This is a genomic window from Collinsella sp. CLA-ER-H6 (assembly GCF_040092305.1).
Lineage (GTDB): Bacteria > Actinomycetota > Coriobacteriia > Coriobacteriales > Coriobacteriaceae > Collinsella.
Genome location: NZ_JBBNLS010000006.1, coordinates 23,296 through 42,501, shown reverse-complemented (window position 1 = coordinate 42,501; position 19,206 = coordinate 23,296). Strand labels below are relative to the sequence as shown.

At 59.6% G+C, this 19,206-nt stretch carries 21 protein-coding genes and 1 riboswitch; of the genes, 5 read left to right on the top strand and 16 right to left on the bottom strand.

Annotated features, from left to right (window positions below):
* The first annotated feature begins 13 nt into the window (after positions 1–13).
* A riboswitch (TPP riboswitch) is annotated at positions 14–129 on the top strand.
* A complete protein-coding gene (thiC, locus tag AAAX77_RS03825; RefSeq protein ID WP_117820371.1) occupies positions 122–1,456 on the top strand; it encodes a phosphomethylpyrimidine synthase ThiC in 1,335 nt (444 codons plus the stop codon). (Overlaps the previous riboswitch by 8 nt.)
* Positions 1,457–1,638: 182 nt before the next feature.
* Complete coding sequence (gene thiD / locus AAAX77_RS03820) at positions 1,639–2,469, top strand: bifunctional hydroxymethylpyrimidine kinase/phosphomethylpyrimidine kinase (RefSeq protein ID WP_349104839.1); 831 nt, start codon at positions 1,639–1,641, stop codon at positions 2,467–2,469.
* A 60-nt stretch (positions 2,470–2,529) separates the two neighbouring features.
* Here the strand turns inward: thiD and AAAX77_RS03815 are convergent, their stop codons facing one another.
* The 4 genes from AAAX77_RS03815 to AAAX77_RS03800 form a co-directional block, all read right to left on the bottom strand.
* Complete coding sequence (locus AAAX77_RS03815) at positions 2,530–3,189, bottom strand: SGNH/GDSL hydrolase family protein (RefSeq protein ID WP_260699160.1); 660 nt, start codon at positions 3,187–3,189, stop codon at positions 2,530–2,532.
* A gap of 78 nt (positions 3,190–3,267) precedes the next feature.
* On the bottom strand, positions 3,268–4,401 hold the full coding sequence (locus tag AAAX77_RS03810; RefSeq protein ID WP_349104838.1) for a TIGR02452 family protein: 1,134 nt from the start codon (positions 4,399–4,401) through the stop codon (positions 3,268–3,270).
* Between the two features lie 138 nt (positions 4,402–4,539).
* Positions 4,540–5,235, bottom strand: a complete 696-nt coding sequence (locus AAAX77_RS03805; protein WP_055309825.1) for a Bax inhibitor-1 family protein — start codon at positions 5,233–5,235, stop codon at positions 4,540–4,542.
* 83 nt (positions 5,236–5,318) lie between these two features.
* A complete protein-coding gene (locus tag AAAX77_RS03800) occupies positions 5,319–5,657 on the bottom strand; it encodes a hypothetical protein (protein WP_117746758.1) in 339 nt (112 codons plus the stop codon).
* A gap of 250 nt (positions 5,658–5,907) precedes the next feature.
* On the opposite strand from AAAX77_RS03800, the gene AAAX77_RS03795 reads away from it, so the two are divergent.
* The 3 genes from AAAX77_RS03795 to AAAX77_RS03785 all read left to right on the top strand — a co-directional run bounded on the left by AAAX77_RS03795 (position 5,908) and on the right by AAAX77_RS03785 (position 8,459).
* Positions 5,908–6,957: an inorganic phosphate transporter gene (locus tag AAAX77_RS03795; protein ID WP_117640318.1), complete on the top strand. Its 1,050-nt coding sequence runs from the start codon at positions 5,908–5,910 to the stop codon at positions 6,955–6,957.
* A 67-nt stretch (positions 6,958–7,024) separates the two neighbouring features.
* The gene (locus tag AAAX77_RS03790) at positions 7,025–7,648 is read left to right on the top strand and encodes a DUF47 family protein (protein WP_055309822.1); all 624 of its coding nucleotides are present in this window, start codon (positions 7,025–7,027) and stop codon (positions 7,646–7,648) included.
* Positions 7,649–7,928: 280 nt separating this feature from the next.
* Positions 7,929–8,459 (top strand): nitroreductase family protein, encoded by a 531-nt coding sequence (locus tag AAAX77_RS03785; RefSeq protein ID WP_349104835.1) that lies wholly within the window; start codon positions 7,929–7,931, stop codon positions 8,457–8,459.
* A gap of 166 nt (positions 8,460–8,625) precedes the next feature.
* Here the strand turns inward: AAAX77_RS03785 and AAAX77_RS03780 are convergent, their stop codons facing one another.
* The 12 genes from AAAX77_RS03780 to AAAX77_RS03725 all read right to left on the bottom strand — a co-directional run bounded on the left by AAAX77_RS03780 (position 8,626) and on the right by AAAX77_RS03725 (position 18,893).
* Positions 8,626–9,300 carry a DivIVA domain-containing protein gene (locus AAAX77_RS03780; protein ID WP_349104833.1) on the bottom strand — a complete coding sequence of 225 codons (675 nt, stop codon included), beginning with the start codon at positions 9,298–9,300 and terminating at the stop codon, positions 8,626–8,628.
* A gap of 61 nt (positions 9,301–9,361) precedes the next feature.
* A complete protein-coding gene (locus tag AAAX77_RS03775) occupies positions 9,362–9,607 on the bottom strand; it encodes a YggT family protein (RefSeq protein ID WP_227790178.1) in 246 nt (81 codons plus the stop codon).
* A 57-nt stretch (positions 9,608–9,664) separates the two neighbouring features.
* Entirely contained in the window at positions 9,665–10,387 is a 723-nt protein-coding gene (locus tag AAAX77_RS03770) for a cell division protein SepF (RefSeq protein WP_349104831.1), read from the bottom strand.
* A 60-nt stretch (positions 10,388–10,447) separates the two neighbouring features.
* On the bottom strand, positions 10,448–11,185 hold the full coding sequence (locus tag AAAX77_RS03765; RefSeq protein WP_349104830.1) for a YggS family pyridoxal phosphate-dependent enzyme: 738 nt from the start codon (positions 11,183–11,185) through the stop codon (positions 10,448–10,450).
* Between the two features lie 119 nt (positions 11,186–11,304).
* Positions 11,305–12,162, bottom strand: a complete 858-nt coding sequence (locus tag AAAX77_RS03760; RefSeq protein WP_349104828.1) for a PhoU domain-containing protein — start codon at positions 12,160–12,162, stop codon at positions 11,305–11,307.
* 92 nt (positions 12,163–12,254) lie between these two features.
* The gene (gene pstB / locus AAAX77_RS03755) at positions 12,255–13,058 is read right to left on the bottom strand and encodes a phosphate ABC transporter ATP-binding protein PstB (RefSeq protein WP_055309817.1); all 804 of its coding nucleotides are present in this window, start codon (positions 13,056–13,058) and stop codon (positions 12,255–12,257) included.
* A 12-nt stretch (positions 13,059–13,070) separates the two neighbouring features.
* Positions 13,071–13,976, bottom strand: a complete 906-nt coding sequence (pstA, locus tag AAAX77_RS03750) for a phosphate ABC transporter permease PstA (RefSeq protein WP_006234250.1) — start codon at positions 13,974–13,976, stop codon at positions 13,071–13,073.
* Positions 13,977–13,979: 3 nt separating this feature from the next.
* On the bottom strand, positions 13,980–14,906 hold the full coding sequence (gene pstC / locus AAAX77_RS03745; protein WP_152067753.1) for a phosphate ABC transporter permease subunit PstC: 927 nt from the start codon (positions 14,904–14,906) through the stop codon (positions 13,980–13,982).
* Position 14,907: 1 nt separating this feature from the next.
* Positions 14,908–15,744 (bottom strand): phosphate ABC transporter substrate-binding protein, encoded by an 837-nt coding sequence (locus AAAX77_RS03740; RefSeq protein ID WP_349104826.1) that lies wholly within the window; start codon positions 15,742–15,744, stop codon positions 14,908–14,910.
* Positions 15,741–16,541, bottom strand: a complete 801-nt coding sequence (locus AAAX77_RS03735) for a polyphenol oxidase family protein (protein WP_349104824.1) — start codon at positions 16,539–16,541, stop codon at positions 15,741–15,743. Before AAAX77_RS03735 ends, AAAX77_RS03740 begins: the two co-directional genes overlap by 4 nt.
* 210 nt (positions 16,542–16,751) lie before the next feature.
* Positions 16,752–17,906, bottom strand: a complete 1,155-nt coding sequence (ftsZ, locus tag AAAX77_RS03730; protein WP_022094491.1) for a cell division protein FtsZ — start codon at positions 17,904–17,906, stop codon at positions 16,752–16,754.
* 198 nt (positions 17,907–18,104) lie between these two features.
* Positions 18,105–18,893 carry an FtsQ-type POTRA domain-containing protein gene (locus tag AAAX77_RS03725; RefSeq protein WP_022094490.1) on the bottom strand — a complete coding sequence of 263 codons (789 nt, stop codon included), beginning with the start codon at positions 18,891–18,893 and terminating at the stop codon, positions 18,105–18,107.
* Positions 18,894–19,206: the final 313 nt, after the last annotated feature.

The following is a 19,206-nucleotide window of genomic DNA, read 5'->3' as shown; positions in this document are numbered from 1 at the left end:
TATACTTGAGCCCATTACATAAACGGGGAGCTTGCAGGACAAGACGGCAGGCTGAGACTGGGCGCGCCCGCCCTGACCCGCAAACCTGATATGGGTAATGCCAACGAAGGGAGCCGTGCCAATGAGCACACAGACCGAGCCCAAGCTCGTCACGCAAATCGACTTCGCCCGTGCCGGGCAGATCACGCCGCAGATGAAGGAAGTCGCCGAACGCGAGCATCGCGACCCCGAGTACATCCGCGAGCGCGTGGCCGACGGCCGCATCGCCATTCCCGCCAACATCGTGCACATCAAAAAGGGCATGCGCGCCTTTGGCGTCGGTGAGGGCCTGTCCACCAAGGTCAACGTGAACCTGGGTATCTCGGGCGACAAGGCCGATGCCGCCGAGGAATGGAAGAAGGTCAAGATCGCCGAGGACTTTGGCGCCGACGCCATCATGGACCTTTCCAACTCGGGCAAGACGCGCCAGTTCCGCCAGCAGCTCATCGACGAGACGCCGCTCATGGTAGGCACCGTCCCCATGTACGACGCCATCGGCTACATGGAAAAGCCGCTGGTCAAGCTTACCAAGGACGACCTGTTCGAAGTCGTGCGCGCGCATGCCGAGGACGGCGTGGACTTTATGACCATTCACTGCGGCATCAACAAGTCGGTCACCAAGACCTTTAAGGAGACCGGCCGCCTCATGAACATCGTGAGCCGCGGCGGCTCGCTGCTGTTTGGCTGGATGGAGGTCACCGGCAACGAGAACCCCTTCTATGAGTTCTACGATGAGTTGCTCGAGATTTGCCACGAGTACGACGTGACCATCTCGCTCGGCGACTCCTGCCGCCCGGGCTGCCTCTACGACTCCAACGACGCCACCGAGACCGCCGAGATGATCGAGCTGGGCAAGCTATGCAAGCGTGCTTGGGCCGCCGGCGTACAGGTCATGGTCGAGGGCCCGGGTCACATGGCGCTCGACGAGATCGCCGCCAACATGAAACTGCAGAAGCGCCTGTGCCACAACGCCCCGTTCTATGTGCTCGGGCCGCTGGTGACCGATATCGGCGTGGGCTACGACCACATCACCGCTGCCATCGGCGGCGCCATCTCCGCCAGCTCCGGTGCCGACTTCCTGTGCTACGTGACACCGGCCGAGCACCTATGCCTGCCTAACGCCCAGGATGTGCTCGACGGCCTCATGGCCACCAAGATCGCCGCACACGCCGCCGACATCGCCAAAAAGGTGCCCCACGCCCGCGACATGGACGACAAGATGGGCCAGGCACGCCGCAAGCTCGACTGGGACGCCATGTGGAAGTGCGCACTCGACCCGGTTACGGGCAAGAAGCGCTACGAGGAGTCCCCCGCCGCCACCGAGGGCACTTGCACCATGTGTGGCAAGATGTGCGCCGTCCGCACCGTCAACAAGATCTTCGAGGGCACCACGATCGACCTCGGCATGGAGGACTAGCCCTGTCGCTGCGGCCGCTTCTGGCGACGAGCTGGCGCCTGTCAATTGTTGACGTGTGAACATTTGCTTACATTTGCGTAAAGATTGCATCGCCCGCCCGGGTTCGGCATAGAGTCGGCCCGGGCATCTTTATAATGCTGGCTTAAAGACCCATTTGATTCCGACCGAACAAGGGAGCGAACATGGATCGCAGTAAGGTACCTGCCGTTCTATCCATCGCAGGATCCGACTCCAGCGGTGGCGCCGGCATTCAGGCCGACATCAAGACCATCACGGCGCACCGCCTGTATGCCGAGACGGCCATCACTGCTATCACCGCACAGAACACCTTGGGTGTCACCGCCGTGCAGAACATCTCCCCGGATATTGTCGCGGCGCAGATCGATGCCGTTTTTGACGATATTCGACCCAGCGCCGTCAAAATCGGCATGGTTTCCTCTGCCGAGATTATCGAGGTTATCGCCGACCGCTTGAGCGCCTGGGACGCACAAAATATCGTCGTCGACCCCGTCATGGTGGCCACCTCGGGCGCGCGGCTGATTGCCGAAGATGCCGCCGAGGCGCTCACCCGCCGCCTGTTCCCGCTGGCGACGGTTATCACGCCCAATATTCCCGAGGCCATGGCCCTGCTCGACTACGAGGTCGACTCCGAGCGCACGCAGCAAAATGCTGCCATGCTCCTCACCCGCCGCTTTGGTTGCGCATCCCTCGTTAAGGGTGGGCATCTTGTCAACGAGGCCAACGATGTACTGGCCGAACCCGCGCCACTCGATGATGAGGGCAACCATCTGGGAGATCCACTCACCACGTGGTTCCGCCACAAGCGCATCGAGACCGACAACACGCACGGCACCGGATGTACGCTCTCGTCCGCCATCGCCTGCGCGCTGGCCCAGGGCATGCATCTTGCCGATGCCGTCAACGCGGGCAAGGCATACCTGACAGGCGCTCTGGCCGCCGGCCTAAACATGGGCAAAGGCTCCGGCCCTGTCAACCACATGTGGCAGTATTAAGATTCGCAGCCCAAGCCACCGCAAAGGCGCCCGCCCCCTTTGCGGTGGCTTGGGGTCGCGCTACTCTCCGAGCATCTCTTGGAGCTTGGCTGCCACGGCGTGACCCAGGCTCTCATGGCTTTCGGGCATCATATGCAGATAGTCGATATCGCCCGGCTCGGCAAAATCAGCGGCATTCAAAAAGTCGCAGCCAAACTGTTTAGCAGCATACGCATAGTACTCGGCAAAATGCTCCGAGGCCTCGACGGAGCGCTCGTCAAAGTCGGTCATGTACACATCGGCGATCTGCGGTTTAATCTTGATAGGCGCCATCAGCAGAATACGCGGGCAGGGCGCGGCTTCGGTCCAGGGAAACGCGCGGACGGTGCGAATCAGCGCCATGGCACCGTCAGCGATATCGGCAGCCCCCACGCTAAAGACCGTCTTGCAGTCGTTGGTGCCCAGCATAATCACGATCGCATCCAACGGCTTATGAGTCTCGAGCAGCATCGGCAACGCGCGGATGCCGTTGAGATTAGTGTCCAGATGGCACATGTCGTCACGCACCGTCGTGCGGCCGTTGAGGCCTTCCTCAATCACGTGCCAGCCCTCGCCCAGGTCGCGCTGGGCCACGCCGCACCAGCGCACATCGTGCGCATAGCGTACCGCGGTGCCGTCGCGCATGCCCGCCGGATCATAGCCGTAGGTATTGCTGTCGCCAAAGCACAGAACGTTTTTCATCGTAAGCCCTTCCTCTAGTAAAAAGTCGGCGGGAGCAGTCTCTCCCGCCGAATCGACCTATCTGTCAGCACATACCGATTACAGGTACTTGCGCCAATCGTCATCGTCTTCATCGTCCTCGGCGGCAGCCTGGGCCTGCTCGGCGGCGCGGGCAGCCGCAGCGCGAGCGGCAACCTGGGCATAGGACTCCTCGTTGCGCTCGGGGAAGTTTGCCAGCACGTGCTCGAACTTAGCGAAGTCCTCGTCCCAGCGCGTAGAGGGCACGGCAAAAAAGACCTGCTTGACCTTAAAGTCGCCCGATGCGAGCTCCTTGCGGAAGAGCTCGGCCACGGCCTCGGCGTCAAAGCCGTTGTTGTCGCAGCCCCAAGCGCCCAGCACGAGCTTCTCGCGACCCAGCTCGTCGCAGATGGCAAGCACAAAGCGGATGCGATCGCGCAGGGCGTCCAGCAGGGCATCGTCACCCACGCGATACTCCTGGCGAGCGCGCTTGGCGTTGGGTGCGGCGGCCACGATCACGTCGGCATACGCATGCACGTGGTTGCGGTCGAAGCGCACCGCAGGCACCACCAGCGCACGGTTGCGGTAAAGCTCGCAGTTGATGTTGCGGCGACGGTTCTCGCCGTACCATTTGCGCTGTTTATCGAGCACGTTGTACAGGTACGAATCGGCACAGAGCGTGGCCTCCTGACCCAGATAGCCCTGGATGTAGCCGCCGCCCGGGTTGGTGAACGAGGCAAAGGCGAGCACGGCCATGTCGCAGAATTGCGCGTAGCCTCGGCCGTTATCCAGAATGGTCTGCGTGGCAGAGGCGTCGAGCACGGTGACCTCGGGCAGGACCGGAGCGGGCTCCTCGGCGGCAGGCGCGGACTCGGTCTCCGTGGCCTCCTCTGCGGGTGCAGGCTCGGCCGTAACCTCGGTCTCGGCGGACGCAACCTCAGCGGTCTCGGCCTCGGCGGCCTCAGACTCCTCGGCAACCTGTTCCTCGACAGCGTCGGCCGCTTGGGCCTTGGCCTTCATCGCCGCGACAAAACCGGCAGGCATACCATCGAACTCGCACACGCCGGCAAGCGAACGCTCGATATCCTTGGCGCACGCTTCGGACACAGTTGACACGTGACGCTCGGCGGTCTTGGCACGGGCCTCGCGCTTGGGATTGGGCTGACCCGCTCGGTTGGACCTGCGGTTACGGTTCCTGTTGTCGACGTCTGCCATACGTGGTCACCTTTCTCGGTCTCTGCCGCTATCGGCTTTTCCCATCCATGATACCCCGCCGCGTACAAAAAAGACGGCCCCGAAGGACCGCCTTTCGCATCGATTTACACGCACGGCAAGCACCGCCGCAATTCGCCACTAGTCGCGACGGCCGAGGATGTTCAGGATGCGCAGGAACACGTTGATAATGTCCACGAACAGATTGGACGCCATGAGCACGGCGTTGGGCAGCGTGGACGGCACCGTCGTTGCCACATAGGTGTCGTAGCCGATGAAGCCGGCGAACACCACGATCACGATCAGATCGGTGATGGTCTGCGAGACTCCCATGAACATCAGCACGATCTCAACCAGAATAGTGGCGAGCAGAATACCAAAACCGATGCCATACACACGCTGGAAAAACTTGGGGAAGGTCACGCCCAAGGCGCCAAAGACAAAGGTGATGGCGGCCGTGGCGATAAAAGCGGTGTTGATGGTGGGCAGGTCATAGTTGGCAAGGCCAAACGACGCGGTCAGGCCAAAGGTACTCGCAAAGATTACGTAGCCCACAAGGGACAGGCCCACGGACTGCTTGCTGGCGGCGGCCGACATCATAACCATGCCGACGATGGTCAAAATAAACGAGCCAAAGACCAGCGGCAAGGCGGCGCCGCTCATCATCATGCGCGCAAACGACATGGTGCTCGTAAAGTAGGCGCCGGCGCCCATGGCGCAAAAGCCCAAGAAGATGAGGGCAGACATGGTAAGATTGTACGCGCGCGGCGACATCTCCTTGGCGCGGCTTGCGCCGCTCTCGACGGGGCCGTTCTGATAGCCCTGGATATCGTTCATACTTCGTCCTTTCACAAAGCGCCGTGAAAGACGGCGCAGCAGATGACAAGATTCCTGTCATTGTACCCGAATGCCGTACGTCCTTACCTACGGCGCTCGCCCTCGAGCGTGCGATCAAAGGCCCAGACCCACCAACGCATCACGTGTGCCTGCGAGCCGTCCGCCCGCTCGCGCGTCTGGTCCTCCAGATACAACTCGGTCGCGTGCCCGCCAAAACGCACCTTATAGGTCGCCGTACGGATGCCGTGGACCATCAGGCCAAACCCGGTGGTCGAGATAATTTCATCGATTGTAAAACAACGTCCGTCGACCCAGCAGACGGTGACCGGCACGACTTGTCCGCCCGCGAGGATGCGAGCCACGACGTCCACATACTGCTTGTGTACGCGCCGAGTTTTGCCATCTGTCTGTCGATATTCCATGCCTCCTATTATCGAACGCATGTTTGCATGTTGTAAAGCGAACAGACTGTGGTTTTGGAGTGTCGTAGTAATCGCACGTGTCCGCATGGCGTGTTAGCAAAAAGAACACCCGCGGTCAACAGGGCTAATATTCAATTTTAGTGCCAAAAAGTTCACTTCTCCCATCAGAACTCGGTAAAGAGACCCGCAGGAGGTGATACGATTTATCATGTTTTTGTAACGTGTCTGCAAACTTCGAGAAAGCCCATATATGGACGTAACGTTCTCAACCTTCCTCGGCCAAATTGTGTCGAACCCAGTCCTTGCCGTCACCGTGATCCTCGCGTTGGGCGCCATCTTCGTCAATGGATGGACCGACGCGCCCAACGCCATCGCGACCTGCGTCACTACGCGTTGCATGCCCGCCCGCGCCGCCATTCTCATGAGCGCCGCATTCAACTTCCTCGGCGTGCTCATCATGACGCACTTTAACGCGAGCGTCGCCAACACCATCTCACATATCGTCGACTTTGGCGGAAACAGCACCATGGCGCTCGCCTGCCTCTGCGCGGCGCTGTTCTCCATCGTCGTCTACGGCGCCACAGCGTCGCGTTTTGGCATCCCCACCTCGCAAAGCCACAGCCTTATCGCCGGCCTGACCGGTGCCGCCATCGCCCTCGGCGGTGCGAGCAGCGTCAACGTCCACGAGTGGATGAAGGTCATCTACGGCCTGGCGCTCTCCATCGGCCTGGGCTTTGTCATGGGCTGGGTCCTGTGCAAGCTCGTCTCGATTCTTTTCGCCGCCGCCAACAGGCGACGTGCCAATGTCTTCTTTAAATACGCTCAGATCGCGAGCGCCGCGGCCATGAGCTTTATGCACGGCGCGCAGGATGGACAGAAGTTCATCGGCGTGCTCTTTTTAGGCGTGGCCTTTGCCAGCGGCCAGACGAGCGTCGGCGATGCAGGCATCCCCATCTGGATTATGCTGCTGTGCTCGGCCACTATGGGTATCGGCACCAGCGTGGGCGGCGAGCGCATCATCAAGTCCGTCGGCCAGAGCATGGTCAAGCTCGAAAAGTACCAGGGCTTCTCCGCCGACCTGGCGGGCGCCGCAAACCTGCTGCTTGCCACCCTTACCGGCATCCCCGTGTCCTCCACCCACATCAAGACCTGCGCCATCATGGGCGTCGGTGCCGTCAAGCGCCTTTCGGCCATCAACTTTGGCGTCGTCAAGGACATGATGTTCACCTGGTTCTTCACCTTCCCTGCCTGCGGACTCATCAGCTTTGTCATGGCCAAGCTGTTCATGATGTTCATCTAGTCAAACCGAGCGTCCATCCGGACTGCAATGCTTCGCCCACCCGTCTTCGCCTCGAAAGGACCCACCCATGGCAAAGAAACCCGATTCGTTCTACTTTGACAACTACGTCGCTTGCGCCGACCTCGCCGTCCAGGCCGCAGAGCTGCTCACCAAGATTTTTGAGAACTTTGACCCCGCGCAGATCCACGACATGCTCGATAAGATGCATGCGATTGAGCATGCGGCAGACAAGAAGCACCATGAGCTCGAAGACGCCCTGCTCACCGCCTTTATCACCCCGCTTGAGCGCGAGGATCTGGACCTGATGAGCTGCTCGCTCGACACCGTACTCGACCGCATCGAGGGCGTCGTGCAGCGCGTCTACTTCACCAACATCCAGAGCATCCATCCCGACGCCATCGTCATCGCCCACAAGGTAACCGATGCCTGCCGCGCCATGAAGGACCTGATGGTCGAGCTGCCCAACTACCGCAAGTCCAAAACGCTGCGCGAACTGGTCATCCAGATCAACACCATCGAGTCCGAGGCCGACGAGCTCTACATCAACGCCATGCGCAACCTGCACGTTAACGGCAAGGACCCGCTCGAGGTCATCGCTTGGCGTGACGTGTACGCCTTCCTGGAGTACTGCGCCGACTGCTGCGAGAATGTGGCCGATGTCGTGGATTCGATTGTCATGAAGAACAGTTAATTGGGGGTACGTGTCCCACCGGTCGCGGGCCCGACCACTAATACCTTTTTCACTCCGGCTGCAAGCAGAGTCGTTCAAAAGGTATTAGTGGTCGGGCCCGCTCCCTTACGTACCGCCATTGAAACTTTGGCTGATACTTTGAAAGTGATGGGGCTTTTGTTGGCAGGGCCTTTGAGCCCGATGGGGAACTTTGGGACCGCCTTAAACGTTTGGGTGGATGGGGCTTTGGGTACCCTTTGGTTTACTTTGGATTGATTTGCTGACTTTGGAGGGTTTGGTTATGGGGTATTTGGATCTGGCTCGGTCTCGGTATTCTTGTCGCGAGTTTGAGAATCGTTCTGTGGAGCAGGCTGTGGTGGATGCCATTGTTGAGGCTGGGCGTATTGCTCCCTCTGCTTGTAATAACCATCCAACCCGTGTGATGGTGTTGGATACGCCTGAGCTTCTGGAGAAGGCTGCTGCTTGTCAGCCTCGGTTTGCTCGTGATGGGTCTATCTTTGGGGCTCCGCTTGTCTTCCTTATTTGCAGCGTTACCGATGACGCTTGGGTGCGCCCCTATGACCAGATGAATTCCAGCGAAATCGATACGTCCATCGTGTGTGATCAGATGATGATGGAGGCCACCGAGCAGGGCCTGGGAACGTGCTGGGTGTGCCATTTTAAGCCTGAGGTGGCACAAGAGCAGTTCAATCTGTCCAAGGGCGTCTATCCCTATCACATGCTCGTCTGTGGCTATCCCGCCGACCACATCGCCGATCCCGAGCATCGCGAGGCCCGCACCATTCCCCTCTCCGACTTCCTCCTCAAGTAGATTTTTGGGACATGCCTTAAAACCTACCCTTGACCGCTCACCCGTTCGCCGAGTTCTGCGCCACTATGTGCAGGGCTCGGTTTTTATGTTACGCACCCCGGCACAGTCATAAAAAAGGACCCGCAAGCTGCGGGTCCTTTCTAGGCACTAAATTGTAGGCCGAATGTTAGTCCAGGTCGTCGGCAGCGAAGTTGTCGATCGGGGCGAAGGGATCGGCCACGGGGACAACCGGATCAGCGACGGGCAGCGGCTCGGCGGGAACAGTCACCGCAGGAGAAGCGGCGGAACCGACCGGCGTGGAGGCCATGAGGTCGGCCGGGAAGGAGTTCTGGGCATCGTCCATGAAGTGCTGGATGAGCTTGAGATACTCGGCCTTGAACTCCTCACGGGAAGCCTTGAGACGATCGATCTCCTCGAGCTCGGCCTGCTTCTCGGTCAGAGCTTGGCGGATAACCTCGCGTGCCTTGGCGTCAGCCTCGTTGCGGATACGCTCAGCGTTCTCATTGGCATCGTTGACGATGGTCTCAGCGGTCTGCTGGGCAGCGATCAGGGCAGCGGAAATCTGGCGCTCCTGAGCGGAGAAGTCAGGGGTGGGAGCAGCCACGGGGGCGGCAGGAACGGCCTGGACGGGGGCATCCTGAGCCTGGGCAAGCTGAGCCTGCGCATCGGCAAGCTGCTGCTCGGTAGCAGTCAGACGACCTTTAAGGTCGACGATCTTAGCAAGCATAGCGTCAACCTCGGAGGACAGCGTCTCCAAGAAGACGTCGACCTCGGCAGGATCGTAGCCACGCTTGGCCTCAGAGAAAGTCTGAGCCTGGATGTCTGCAGGGGTAATAGCCATAACAAGTCTCCTTTTTCATCGCCTCGGCGCTACACGCCCGACGTAAGTTACTAAGTCAGTTCTACACGAGTATACCTATAAGAAGCTGCAGAACCAGCCTCTGCACCAACTGCAACGCAATAATCGCAACGACCGGCGAAAAATCGATACCGCCCATCGGCGGGATGAAACGACGGAACAGGTTAAGCCACGGACCGCACACGCTATCAAGCACCGCGGCAATATCCTGAAGCAAACCACCTTGCTTCATGGGAATCCACGTCATAAAGCAGTAGACGACAATGAGCGTAGAATAGAAGTTGAACAGCGTGTTGACCAGCTGGACGATAGTGTAGATGTTGATGGGAATCTCCTCGTCTTGTCTTTACTTGAGGTAGCCGTCTGCACGAAGCTTCTTGAGATCGGAATCTTTGACCTCGCAACCGGCGGGCAGCACCATGAACACGCGGTCGCCCACCTCCTTGACCGTGGCACCCAGACCGCAGGCAAAGCCGTAAGAGAAGTCCAAGACGCGCTTGGCAACTTCGGTGCGTACGCCCACAAAAATCAGTGCGACAGGCTGCTTGGTGCGAACGCGGCGCACCACGGTCTCCACGTCGTCATAGCTCTCGGGGCGCAGGACATAGGCCGGCAGCTGCGGTGTGGCGTTGATGATATTGCTCGCATAGGCCGAGGCATCGCTCGGTGCAGGCGCAGGCGTAGCGGCGGCACGGGCGCGGGTGTTCTCGGCGTAGCTCGACGGCGTGTCATAGGCACCAGGACGATAACCGCTCGCAACACTGTCCTGCGAGCGCGAAGGCGGGTTATACGTCGTGGCATGGCGGGAGTCATCGCCGACCAGCTGCCCGGAGCGTGTATACACGGCAACCGACTCAGCTTCACCACGGCGCGTCTGACCAAGCAGGCCGTTGCTCGGCTCGTCTTGGGTGTAGAAGCCCTCGCCCGAAGCACCGCTGTAGCCGTTGCCCTGATAACTATCGTCATAGCCGTCATCGTAGCCGTAGTCGTCGTCCTGGCCATAACCCTGGTCGTAACCCTGCTGGCCGCCCAGGTGCATCTTATTTTTAATCTCGTCAAGGAAGCCCATGGTTGTGTCCTCTCGCGGTTTAGTGCAGGCGCCCCGATAATCAGTGCGCACTTCAGAGCCTTATTTTACTGCAAACTCCGGGCTAAATACTACCCTGCCCAGGCGAACGAGCGTAGAGCCCTCCTCAAGGGCAGGCTCAAAGTCCTCGCTCATGCCGCAGGAAAGCTCAGGCAGGTTCAAATCGGGATGCGCCGCCTCCAGCTCATCCCTCAGCTCACGAAGCCCCGCAAAGGTGCGGCGTGCCACATCCTTATTCCCCCGGGGCGCCATAGTCATAAGCCCCTGCACGCAAATTCCCTCAAGTTCCGCAAGCTCACCCGCGGCGGCGCGAATCTCATCGGGCGAAAAGCCTCCCTTCGACTCCTCACCACTCACATTGACCTCAATGAGCACACGCTGGGGGCCGGCGAGCTCGCCTGCCTCAATCTTGCGGACAGCACGGCTCGAGATTGCCTGCGCCAGATGCAGCGAACCCACCGAGTGAATCAGCTCGGCTGGGCCCAGCACCGCATTGATCTTATTGGTCTGCAGGTTGCCGATCATATCGAAGCGCACCTCGGGCAGCTCCGGATGCTCCGCCAGACCCGTGAGCTTGCGAACCAGCTCCTGCGGGCGATTCTCGGCAAAATGGCGATACCCCGCCTGGATGGCGGCAACGGTCTCATCGACACCAACGGTCTTGGACACGGCAATGAGGCTCGCGGCGTCGTGGGGACGGCCCGCGCGATCGAGCGCCGCATAAAAACGTTCCAGAATCTGCTCGCGGCGAGCGCGCATCAAGTCCAAATAGTTATCCATTGCCAATCGCCTCCGCTGACAGCCAAACAAGTAGTCCCATGCTAACGCAAGAGCGCGGCCCCGCATGTGCAAGGCCGCGCTCACTTAGGTATTTACAATCTTTCGACGAACGGGGTTACTTACTCCTCGTCGTCCTCGCCATCGTCCTCATCCTCAAGATGATCGAGCAGGTAGCGAAGACCCTCGCTGACCTCGTTAACGGGCACCTTGGCAACGTAGCGTGCGTCGACGGCGGGCCTCATGATAACACCCTCGCCCGAAGGCACGCGCATGCTCTCGAGCTCATCCTCGTCTGTACGGGCGATATCACCGGCATTCATGCGCTGACCAGTCAACAGGAAGGTCAGACGGCAAGCGGCATCGATGGAAATCGAAGCGATGCGATCGAGGTAGCGCGAAACCATGATGGCGCGGCGCAGATCGTCATAGTTGCTGTCGTCGTCCATAAAGTCGCCCGTATCCATACGGTTAAAGGTGCGGAAAAACTTCTCGTAGGCGGCGTGCACTGGCTCGTCCTCGACGGCCAAGTTGCAGATGATGGACATATCATTGGTGACGAGCGCGGAAAGCGAAGAGCCCAGCACCTGGTAGACGGCCTCAGCCTCGGCCTCGACCGTGCCGGCAAGCTCCTTGGGCAGCGAGATATCGGCCTTGACCATGTGACGCGTAGCGCGGCAGATCTGGCGAACCTTATCGGTCATGCGCTGCAGGTTAAAGTCGACGTAGATAATCGTCTGCAGCAAGCGGAAGTCGGAGGCGACCGGCGACTGCGTGGCAATCAGGTTGTAGCAGACGGCCTCTAGGTTGGCGCAGCGCGCGTCAATCGAAAGCGTGCGCTTCTTGGTCTTGGTGGCGAGCTTGCGGTCGTCGGTCACATAGGCCTTCACGGCATCGTGGAGGGCCAGATCGACGGCCTCGTAGATGCTCAGCATCTCGTGGCGGGCCTCGATGAGCTGACGGGAAAACAGTTTGCGCATGGTTCACTCCAATCAGTTGGGTGCGGTCATGCCGCCCGCACAGTGAATACGCACCGGACCAGGTCCGATCGGCTTGGGACTAGTCGCACCGATCAGCCAAAGCGGCCGGTGATATAGTCTTCCGTCCGCGAGTCCACCGGGCTGGTGAAGATCGCGTCGGTTTGACCATACTCGATGAGTGTGGCGGGCTCGCCGGCAACTTCCTGCAAGAAGAATGCGGTGTAGTCGCTGATACGAGCTGCTTGCTGCATTGAATGCGTGACGATGATGATCGTCATCTCGGGCGCCAGCTCGGCCATCAAATCCTCGACCTTAGAGACGGACGTGGGGTCGATGGCGGAGCAGGGCTCGTCCATCAGAAGGACATCGGGTTGCACCGCAAGCACGCGCGCGATGCACAGACGCTGCTGCTGACCGCCCGAGAGCGCCAAACCATCCTTGTTGAGCTGATTGGATACCTCTTTCCAGAGGTTGGCGCGCTTGAGCGATTCTTCCACGATGTCATCGAGGTCGCTTTTGCTAGTCACGCCCTGCAGACGAGGGCCAAAGGCGACATTCTCGTAGATGGATTTGGGAAACGGGTTGGGCTGCTGAAAGATCATGCCCACGCGACGACGGAGATCGACCGGGTCGACACCCTCGGCATAGATATCGTTGCCGTCGAGCGTCATGGTGCCCTCGATGCGCGTGCCCTCGATCAGGTCGTTCATGCGGTTGATGCAGCGCAAAAACGTCGATTTGCCGCAGCCCGAAGGGCCAATAAACGAGGTGATGGCGTTTTTGGCGATGTTGAGGTCGAGCCCCGTCAGCGCATGAAAGTCACCGTACCAAAAGTTGAAATCCTTGGCCGTAATGGCCGCTTGCTCCAGCGTGGGAGCGGACTGATAAACGGACATGGGACTCCTTAACTAGCGACGCTTGCGCGACAGGAAGCGCGCAAACAGGTTGAAGGCCAGAATGATCACCATCAGCAAGAGCGCGGTGCCGTAGGCTGCGTTCATGTTGATGCCGTCGTTGGCAAGCAGGTACAGGTGAACCGTCATGGGGCGGCCGGAATCGAGCGGCGAAATAGGTAGATTGATGGCCTGCCCCATGGTGTAGAGCACCACCGCGGTCTCGCCAATGGCACGGCCGATGGCGAGGACGATGCCGGTGGCGATGCGGCCAAAGGCAGAAGGAAGCACGATCTTGGAGACAACCTGCCACTTGGTGGCGCCCAGACCGTACGCGCCCCAACGGATATAGCGCGGAACGGCGCGAATGGCCTCTTCGGTGGTGCGCATGACGATGGGAAGCATCAAGAGCGCGAGTGCCAGGGCGGCAGAGACCATCGAAAGGCCCAAGCCCATGGCCTCGACAAACAAGGCGTAGCCAAACAGACCCATAACGATGGAGGGCACCGAGGCCAAAGCGTCAGCAGCGTAGCGAATGAGCTCGACGACCTTGCCCTGCTTGGCGTACTCGGCCAGATAGACGGCTGCCAGCACAGCGATCGGCGTGCAGATAAGCATGGCGAGCGCCGTCACGTAGACGGTCGAGACGATCGTGGGCCAAATACCGCCCTCGGCGTTGACGCCCTGGGGCCAACCGAAGATAAAGTCGAGCGAGATGTGTGGCAGGCCGTTGATGACCACGTAGGCGATGATAGCGACCAGCACCAGCGTGGTGATGTAGGCAGCGGCACGGAACACGCCAAGCATGATCTTGTTGGACAGGTCCTTGTTGATGCGGCCCTTCTTGCCGTGGGAAAGGGCACGCTTGATGCGCTCGCGCGACGAGGTCGTATCGACCGTCGTGTCAACGGAATCGGACATAGCCTACCCCCTCTTCTTCTTGGAAATCAGACGGACGATGCCCACCAGCGTGGCGGAGATGATAAACAGGACCACACCCATGCCGAACAGCGCCGAGCGGTGCAGACCCGAGGAATAGCTCATGTCGAGCGCAATCTGGCTCGTGAGCGTCGAGATGGGGCTCGCAATGCTGTCGGGAATAACCGGGGCGTTACCTACGACCATGAGCACGGCCATGGTCTCGCCGATGGCACGGCCCATACCCAGCACGATGGCATCAACGATACCCAGCTTCGCGGCAGGTAGCACGACCTTATAGATGGTCTGCCACTTGGTGGCGCCCATGGCATACGATGCCTCGCGAATGCCCATGGGAATGGAATTGAGAGCATCGATGGTGAGCGTGGTGATGGTAGGGACGATCATGATGGCGAGCACAAACCACGCCGTCAGCGCACCAAAACCAAGGCCGCCGGTCAGTTGTGCGATAAACGGGCGGATGATGATCATGCCAAAGAAGCCGTAGATGATGGAGGGTATGCCCGCCAGCAGGTCAACGGCGGGGCTGATGAGCTTGCGCACGCGCTTGCTGGCAATCTCGACCAGGTAAACGGCCGTACCCACGCCCAGCGGCACGCCCATGGCGAGCGCACCGACGGTCACCAGACCCGAGCCGGCAAGCAGCGACAAGATGCCGTAGTGGCCCTCGGAAGGCGCCCACGTAAAGCTAAAGAAGTCCGCCAGACCGATGTCAGTAAAGACGGGCAGCGCCGAGTACGTGGTAAAGACAAAAATCAGGATGACGGTAACGACCGCCAAGAACGCGCAGGCAAAGAAGATCCACTGCAGCGCCTTCTCCTTGATATAGGTACTGTGCGATACGAGCGCCAGCTCGCGCTTCTTGGGCGTCTGAACATTCTGCTCAGTCTGGGAGTTTTCCTGTGCTTCCATGCTACTCACTCCCCTTCTCGTCGTTGGTGACGGGAATAAAGCCCGCCTCGCGAATCTGCTTGTCCATCTTTTCGGACGTCACATAGTCGATGTAATCCTGCGCCTGCTGCGAAGGCGCACCCTTCACAAAGAAGTAAAGGTCGCGTGAGATGGGATAGCCGCCGCTCGCGACCGTCTTCTCGGACGCCTCAACATGATTGACCGAGACGGCCTTGACCGAGGTCTTGGCGTTGAGGCTATCGACGAAGCCCAGCGAAATGTAGCCAATGCCACCGCGCGAACGAGATACCACGTCGCGCACCTGGCCCGTGCCCGAAAGAACGGCCGAGCGGCGATCGAACGGGGTGCCGTCCATCACGATGGTGCGGAAGGCCTCACGCGTGCCGGACGCCTCATCTCGATTGATGACCTGGATCCTCAGGTCCTCGCCACCGACTTCTTTCCAGTTGGTGATCTTGCCGGCGTAAATATCGCGGAGCTGCTCGGTCGAGAGGTTATCGACGGGGTTGTCGTCGTTCACGATGACCGCAATACCGTCGTGGGCAATGACGATGGGAGTCAGGCCCAGATCCTGTTCGTCGGCATTGAGTCCACGGGAGGAGCTGGCGATATCGGCCGTGCCGGCGCTGACGGCCTCGATGCCAGCGGAAGAACCCAAACCGGAAACGAGCACGTCGATGCCGGTCTCCTCCTTAAAGCCCTCGGCCGCAATCTCAGCGATAGGAAGGCAGGTCGTGGAGCCAGCGACGGTAATGGAAGAGGTAGAAGATCCCGAAGAACAGGCGCACAGCGTAAGCGTAAGCACAGCGGCGCTCAGGACCGATACGATCTTTCTCATAGCATCACGCCGATCGCAGCATGGCGCCCACAGGTGCCATCCTCGTTACGGTAGGAATAAAAGCGGTCGTTCTGACGCACGGTCGAAAGCTGGGTATCCACGATATTATCCGCGTCGACACCGGCATCTACCAGCGCCTCGCGAATGGCAGCGGAAAGATCGAGCATGCGAGAGGTACTCGCATCGATGCACGAGAACTCGGCGGCAAAGCGATCCATGAGTTCCTGGGATACCTCATATTCGTCACCCAAGATATGGGGGCCGATATAGGCGGAAACGTCGCTCGCATCGCAGCCGGCAGCATCGCAAAGCGCCTGGCACGCCTTGGCGGAAATACGTGCAATCGTGCCCTTCCAACCGGAGTGCACCACGGCAAATCCGCCAGGGGCCACCAGCACCACGGGAACGCAGTCGGCAAAGCAGAGCAGCACGGGCACGTTATGCGCCGTACAGACGATGGCATCGCAGCCCTCGGCAATCTGCTCGCGGACGTCCTCAAGGTCATCGGCGCCGTTCGAGGTCACCGCAACGATATGATCACCATGGACCTGATTGGGAACGAGCAGGTTGTGCTCGCACTCGGCGGCACCCATAGCCTCGAGCGCACGACGACGATTTTCTTGAACAGCAAAGGGGTCATCGCCAACATGCGAGCCCAAGTTGAGTGAGGAGTACGTATCTTCGGAAACGCCACCGGCGCGCTCGGTGAAGGCAAAGCGAACATCGGATGTCGCGCCCTCCACCAACGTAACTCCATCATGGTCGACACGCGAAACGTTGTCCGCACGTGCTGCCATACTAAAGCCTCCTAATAACACAAGTACCGCGGCATCGCCGCTACAGCCCGCGTTTATACGGCTGTCATACTTCTCTTAAAGGATACCTGCTGCGCTGGAGGCAATCGTAAAGGGAACGTAAAGAGATTGGAGGTTCTAGTTTACAAAGTCGAAATAAAAAGGGCGCGTCCATACGGACACGCCCCTGTGCACAACAATGCAAAGAACGACTTAGAAGCTACCGCGCTTCAGGAAGTCGGGAAGCTCGAACTGATCGTTGCCGAAGTTAGGAAGCTCGGTGCCACCGACGTTGCGGGTCGGAGCGGCCTGAGCCGGGCTCGTGGCAGGAGCGGTGCGCTGCGGCTCAGCGGAGGCAGCGGCCTTGCTCTGAGACTGCTGAGCAGCAAAGAGCTCGTCCTGACGGTTGACGTTGGAGTCGGAGAAGCCCGTAGCGATGACGGTGATACGCACCTGATCGCCCAGGGACTCGTCGACAACGGTACCGAAGATGATGTTGGCCTCGGGGTCGACGGCGTTGGCGACAACGTCGGCGGCGTCGCTGATCTCCTGGATGCCCAGGTCCTTGGAACCGGCGATGGAGAGCAGCACGCGCGTGGCGCCATCGATGGAGCTCTCGAGCAGCGGGCTGGAGATGGCCTGCTGGGCAGCGTCGACGGCACGGGTATCCCCAGAAGAGGTACCGATACCCATCATGGCGGTACCGGCCTGCTTCATGATGGTCTTAACATCGGCGAAGTCCAAGTTGATGATACCGGGGACGGTGATGAGGTCGGTGATGCCCTGGGTGCCCTGTGAAAGGACGCCATCGGCAATCGCGAAGGCCTCGAGCATGGTGGTCTTCTTCTCGGCGATGTCGAGCAGCTTATCGTTAGGGATGACGATCATGGTGTCGACGCAATCGGAGAGGGTCTTAATGCCCTCCTCGGCGCTCTTCTTGCGCTTGCGGCCCTCGAAGGTGAAGGGCTTGGTCACGACGGCGACGGTCAGCGCACCGACCTCGTTCATCGCGATATCGGCAACGATGGGAGCAGCGCCGGTACCGGTGCCACCGCCCTCGCCGCAGGTGATGAACACCATGTCAGCGCCAGCGAGCGCCTCGGCAATGTCGTCGCGGGACTCATCGGCAGCCTTGCGGCCAACCTCGGGGTTGGCGCCGGCGCCCAGGCCGCGGGTAAGGTCGGTGCCGATGTGCACCTTGATATCGGCATCAGAGATCGCGAGTGCCTGAGCATCGGTGTTGATGGCAACAAACTCGACGCCGCGGATGCCCTCTTCGATCATTCGATTGACCGCGTTGGTACCGCCGCCGCCGACGCCGACCACCTTAATGACGGCAAGGTAGTTGTTGATCTCTGTCTCGTGCATGTCGGTCCTCCGAACAAAGGTTATAGCCATAGCATGGGTCGACCCCGCGCACATTAACCTTCAGGTTGAAAGTAAATGCAAAGGTAAACCGTATTATGGTTGCACATTATGAACGTATCAGTCAAATAATTGACCGTGAAAACCAAACAAACCAGATAAACGGCGTGGTATGACCCCTCAACAAAGCATCAACCAGCGCTACGAGGTCGGAGCGTTCCTAAATGTATAGTTACCCGGAGAGCGCACATTGATATACGTTACGCCCTCTACCTGCGAAAGCAGCTTGGTGACTACGCGCTCCTTCTTGACGATATCGTTCGAATCACCCAGCGACACCTCAATGCCGTTATTGAGGTTTGCCGAGATGGCTTCGACCGAAGGCGTGGAAATATCCTTGACTTGTCCCAAGAACTCGCTCGAAAAACCACGCACATAATCCAAGCCAGCCTTAACGGCCTTGGAGCTCACCGCCTGGCCGGAAACCGGAGCGACATCCGCCGAGACATCAGTCAACAACACCGCGCCATAGTGCTTAGCGAGCGCCAGCGCGGCATCAATGCCGGTCAGGGTATTTGAGCCCTGCCCCGTCGTGATGACGTTGCCCTGGTCATCCACTTCGACCGACGTCGACAGCGGGGCGATCCAGGTGTCATCATCCCCGATGGCCCAGGCAAGGTCATCGGAGCTGATATAGGCAATTGCGATGACCTTGCGCTCCATAGGCGTAATGATGAGCGTATGCGGGAACTGACGCTGGACATCCACGCCCGAGACCCACGGGTTCTGCTTGAGGTCCTCGGTAATCTGGTCGGGATCGACGTTAAAAAGCGACGTTCCCTCGGGCAAATCGATCAGCTGGATAGCATCGTGCTTCGTCACATGCTCGCTGCCTTGAATCTGAATATCAGTGGCGGTAAACAATCCAGAGTTAATCACCACGATGGCAACGACGACGAGCACGGCCAAGACGGCCAAAACGCCGCCCACGATTTTGCCTTTGCCTGTAACGACAGAAGCGGCGTCTGATGTTTTATTTGCCATCGCCCTAAGTGAAGACAACGGGTTGACGCCTTTTTTACCCGAAGGCTTCTTGGCGGTAGCCGGCACCGATGTCAGCGAGCGCGGTTTCGATGCGCCCAGTGTGCGACCCGGACGCGCCGCTTTAGCTCCCGTCGAGGGCTTAGGAGTTGCCATAGGACGGGCAGGCTTGGCGCCCATAACAGGCTTTGACGTCACCGAGGGACGCGAGGACTTTTTTGCGGCCGGACGATTGCCGAGCTGCGAGCCGACAACCGGACGA

Excerpts from the sequence above, each read along its gene's own strand:
- thiC (WP_117820371.1), top strand. The coding sequence starts at position 122 with ATGAGCACACAGACCGAGCCCAAGCTCGTCACGCAAATCGACTTCGCC.
- thiD (WP_349104839.1), top strand. The coding sequence starts at position 1,639 with ATGGATCGCAGTAAGGTACCTGCCGTTCTATCCATCGCAGGATCCGAC.
- AAAX77_RS03815 (WP_260699160.1), bottom strand. The coding sequence starts at position 3,189 with ATGAAAAACGTTCTGTGCTTTGGCGACAGCAATACCTACGGCTATGAT.
- AAAX77_RS03810 (WP_349104838.1), bottom strand. The coding sequence starts at position 4,401 with ATGGCAGACGTCGACAACAGGAACCGTAACCGCAGGTCCAACCGAGCG.
- AAAX77_RS03805 (WP_055309825.1), bottom strand. The coding sequence starts at position 5,235 with ATGAACGATATCCAGGGCTATCAGAACGGCCCCGTCGAGAGCGGCGCA.
- AAAX77_RS03800 (WP_117746758.1), bottom strand. The coding sequence starts at position 5,657 with ATGGAATATCGACAGACAGATGGCAAAACTCGGCGCGTACACAAGCAG.
- AAAX77_RS03795 (WP_117640318.1), top strand. The coding sequence starts at position 5,908 with ATGGACGTAACGTTCTCAACCTTCCTCGGCCAAATTGTGTCGAACCCA.
- AAAX77_RS03790 (WP_055309822.1), top strand. The coding sequence starts at position 7,025 with ATGGCAAAGAAACCCGATTCGTTCTACTTTGACAACTACGTCGCTTGC.
- AAAX77_RS03785 (WP_349104835.1), top strand. The coding sequence starts at position 7,929 with ATGGGGTATTTGGATCTGGCTCGGTCTCGGTATTCTTGTCGCGAGTTT.
- AAAX77_RS03780 (WP_349104833.1), bottom strand. The coding sequence starts at position 9,300 with ATGGCTATTACCCCTGCAGACATCCAGGCTCAGACTTTCTCTGAGGCC.
- AAAX77_RS03770 (WP_349104831.1), bottom strand. The coding sequence starts at position 10,387 with ATGGGCTTCCTTGACGAGATTAAAAATAAGATGCACCTGGGCGGCCAG.
- AAAX77_RS03765 (WP_349104830.1), bottom strand. The coding sequence starts at position 11,185 with ATGGATAACTATTTGGACTTGATGCGCGCTCGCCGCGAGCAGATTCTG.
- AAAX77_RS03760 (WP_349104828.1), bottom strand. The coding sequence starts at position 12,162 with ATGCGCAAACTGTTTTCCCGTCAGCTCATCGAGGCCCGCCACGAGATG.
- pstB (WP_055309817.1), bottom strand. The coding sequence starts at position 13,058 with ATGTCCGTTTATCAGTCCGCTCCCACGCTGGAGCAAGCGGCCATTACG.
- pstA (WP_006234250.1), bottom strand. The coding sequence starts at position 13,976 with ATGTCCGATTCCGTTGACACGACGGTCGATACGACCTCGTCGCGCGAG.
- pstC (WP_152067753.1), bottom strand. The coding sequence starts at position 14,906 with ATGGAAGCACAGGAAAACTCCCAGACTGAGCAGAATGTTCAGACGCCC.
- AAAX77_RS03740 (WP_349104826.1), bottom strand. The coding sequence starts at position 15,744 with ATGAGAAAGATCGTATCGGTCCTGAGCGCCGCTGTGCTTACGCTTACG.
- AAAX77_RS03735 (WP_349104824.1), bottom strand. The coding sequence starts at position 16,541 with ATGGCAGCACGTGCGGACAACGTTTCGCGTGTCGACCATGATGGAGTT.
- ftsZ (WP_022094491.1), bottom strand. The coding sequence starts at position 17,906 with ATGCACGAGACAGAGATCAACAACTACCTTGCCGTCATTAAGGTGGTC.